The 2,804-nt window shown below is 56.5% G+C and carries 1 rRNA gene (running past one end of the window); it reads left to right on the plus strand.

Going from position 1 to position 2,804, the window contains the following annotated elements:
* Nucleotides 1–2,772, plus strand: a 23S ribosomal RNA gene (locus tag ACIO92_RS34080) (it extends 430 nt beyond the left edge of the window).
* The last annotated feature ends 32 nt before the right edge of the window (nt 2,773–2,804 follow it).

The raw sequence follows: 2,804 nt of genomic DNA on the forward strand, positions 1-2,804 counted from the left end.
AAGACGAGTCAGAAACCGTTGATGTAGGCGAAGGACATGCGAAAGGTCCGGCGTAGAGGGTAAGACCCCCGTAGCTGAAACATTGACGGCTCGTTTGAGAGACACCCAAGTAGCACGGGGCCCGAGAAATCCCGTGTGAATCTGGCGGGACCACCCGCTAAGCCTAAATATTCCCTGGTGACCGATAGCGGATAGTACCGTGAGGGAATGGTGAAAAGTACCGCGGGAGCGGAGTGAAATAGTACCTGAAACCGTGTGCCTACAAGCCGTGGGAGCGTCGGATGCGAGCTTGCTCGTATCTCGTGACTGCGTGCCTTTTGAAGAATGAGCCTGCGAGTTTGCGGTGTGTTGCGAGGTTAACCCGTGTGGGGAAGCCGTAGCGAAAGCGAGTCCGAACAGGGCGTTTCAGTAGCACGCTCAAGACCCGAAGCGGAGTGATCTAGCCATGGGCAGGTTGAAGCGGAGGTAAGACTTCGTGGAGGACCGAACCCACCAGGGTTGAAAACCTGGGGGATGACCTGTGGTTAGGGGTGAAAGGCCAATCAAACTCCGTGATAGCTGGTTCTCCCCGAAATGCATTTAGGTGCAGCGTCGTGTGTTTCTTGCCGGAGGTAGAGCACTGGATAGGCGATGGGCCCTACCGGGTTACTGACCTTAGCCAAACTCCGAATGCCGGTAAGTGAGAGCACGGCAGTGAGACTGTGGGGGATAAGCTCCATGGTCGAGAGGGAAACAGCCCAGAGCATCGACTAAGGCCCCTAAGCGTACGCTAAGTGGGAAAGGATGTGGAGTCGCAGAGACAACCAGGAGGTTGGCTTAGAAGCAGCCACCCTTGAAAGAGTGCGTAATAGCTCACTGGTCAAGTGATTCCGCGCCGACAATGTAGCGGGGCTCAAGCGTACCGCCGAAGTCGTGTCATTGCAGTACATACCCCCAACGGGGACTGTGATGGGTAGGGGAGCGTCGTGTGCCGGGTGAAGCAGCCGCGGAAGCGAGTTGTGGACGGTTCACGAGTGAGAATGCAGGCATGAGTAGCGATACACACGTGAGAAACGTGTGCGCCGATTGACTAAGGGTTCCTGGGTCAAGCTGATCTGCCCAGGGTAAGTCGGGACCTAAGGCGAGGCCGACAGGCGTAGTCGATGGACAACCGGTTGATATTCCGGTACCCGCTTTGAAACGCCCAGTATCGAGCCCATTAATGCTAAGTCCGTGAAGCCGTTCCGGACCCTTCGGGGAATGGAAAGTGGTGGAGCCGACGGACCAAGGTGGTAGTAGGTAAGCGATGGGGTGACGCAGGAAGGTAGTCCAGCCCGGGCGGTGGTAGTCCCGGGGTAAGGGTGTAGGGCGTTGTCCAGGTAAATCCGGACAGCACATAGCCTGAGACCTGATGCCGAGCCGATTGTGGTGAAGTGGATGATCCTATGCTGTCGAGAAAAGCCTCTAGCGAGTTTCATGGCGGCCCGTACCCTAAACCGACTCAGGTGGTCAGGTAGAGAATACCGAGGCGTTCGGGTGAACTATGGTTAAGGAACTCGGCAAAATGCCCCCGTAACTTCGGGAGAAGGGGGGCCACGTCTGGTGATGAGTCTTGCACTCTGAGCTGGGGGTGGCCGCAGAGACCAGCGAGAAGCGACTGTTTACTAAAAACACAGGTCCGTGCGAAGCCGTAAGGCGATGTATACGGACTGACGCCTGCCCGGTGCTGGAACGTTAAGGGGACCGGTTAGTGACCTTTCGGGGTTGCGAAGCTGAGAACTTAAGCGCCAGTAAACGGCGGTGGTAACTATAACCATCCTAAGGTAGCGAAATTCCTTGTCGGGTAAGTTCCGACCTGCACGAATGGCGTAACGACTTCTCGACTGTCTCAACCATAGGCCCGGTGAAATTGCACTACGAGTAAAGATGCTCGTTTCGCGCAGCAGGACGGAAAGACCCCGGGACCTTTACTACAGTTTGATATTGGTGTTCGGTTCGGCTTGTGTAGGATAGGTGGGAGACTTTGAAGCCGTGACGCCAGTCATGGTGGAGTCGCCGTTGAAATACCACTCTGGTCGTGCTGGATGTCTAACCTCGGTCCGTGATCCGGATCAGGGACAGTGTCTGATGGGTAGTTTAACTGGGGCGGTTGCCTCCTAAAGAGTAACGGAGGCGCCCAAAGGTTCCCTCAGCCTGGTTGGCAATCAGGTGTTGAGTGTAAGTGCACAAGGGAGCTTGACTGTGAGACCGACGGGTCGAGCAGGGACGAAAGTCGGGACTAGTGATCCGGCGGTGGCTTGTGGAAGCGCCGTCGCTCAACGGATAAAAGGTACCCCGGGGATAACAGGCTGATCTTCCCCAAGAGTCCATATCGACGGGATGGTTTGGCACCTCGATGTCGGCTCGTCGCATCCTGGGGCTGGAGTCGGTCCCAAGGGTTGGGCTGTTCGCCCATTAAAGCGGTACGCGAGCTGGGTTTAGAACGTCGTGAGACAGTTCGGTCCCTATCCGCTGCGCGCGCAGGAATATTGAGAAGGGCTGTCCCTAGTACGAGAGGACCGGGACGGACGAACCTCTGGTGTGCCAGTTGTCCTGCCAAGGGCATGGCTGGTTGGCTACGTTCGGGAGGGATAACCGCTGAAAGCATCTAAGCGGGAAGCCTGCTTCGAGATGAGTATTCCCACCTCCTTGAGAGGGTAAGGCTCCCAGTAGACGACTGGGTTGATAGGCCGGATGTGGAAGCCCAGTAATGGGTGGAGCTGACCGGTACTAATAGGCCGAGGGCTTGTCCTCAGTTGCTCGCGTCCACTGTGTTAGTTCTGAAG

Origin of the sequence: Streptomyces sp. NPDC087215, from assembly GCF_044744885.1 — a bacterium.
Lineage (GTDB): Bacteria > Actinomycetota > Actinomycetes > Streptomycetales > Streptomycetaceae > Streptomyces.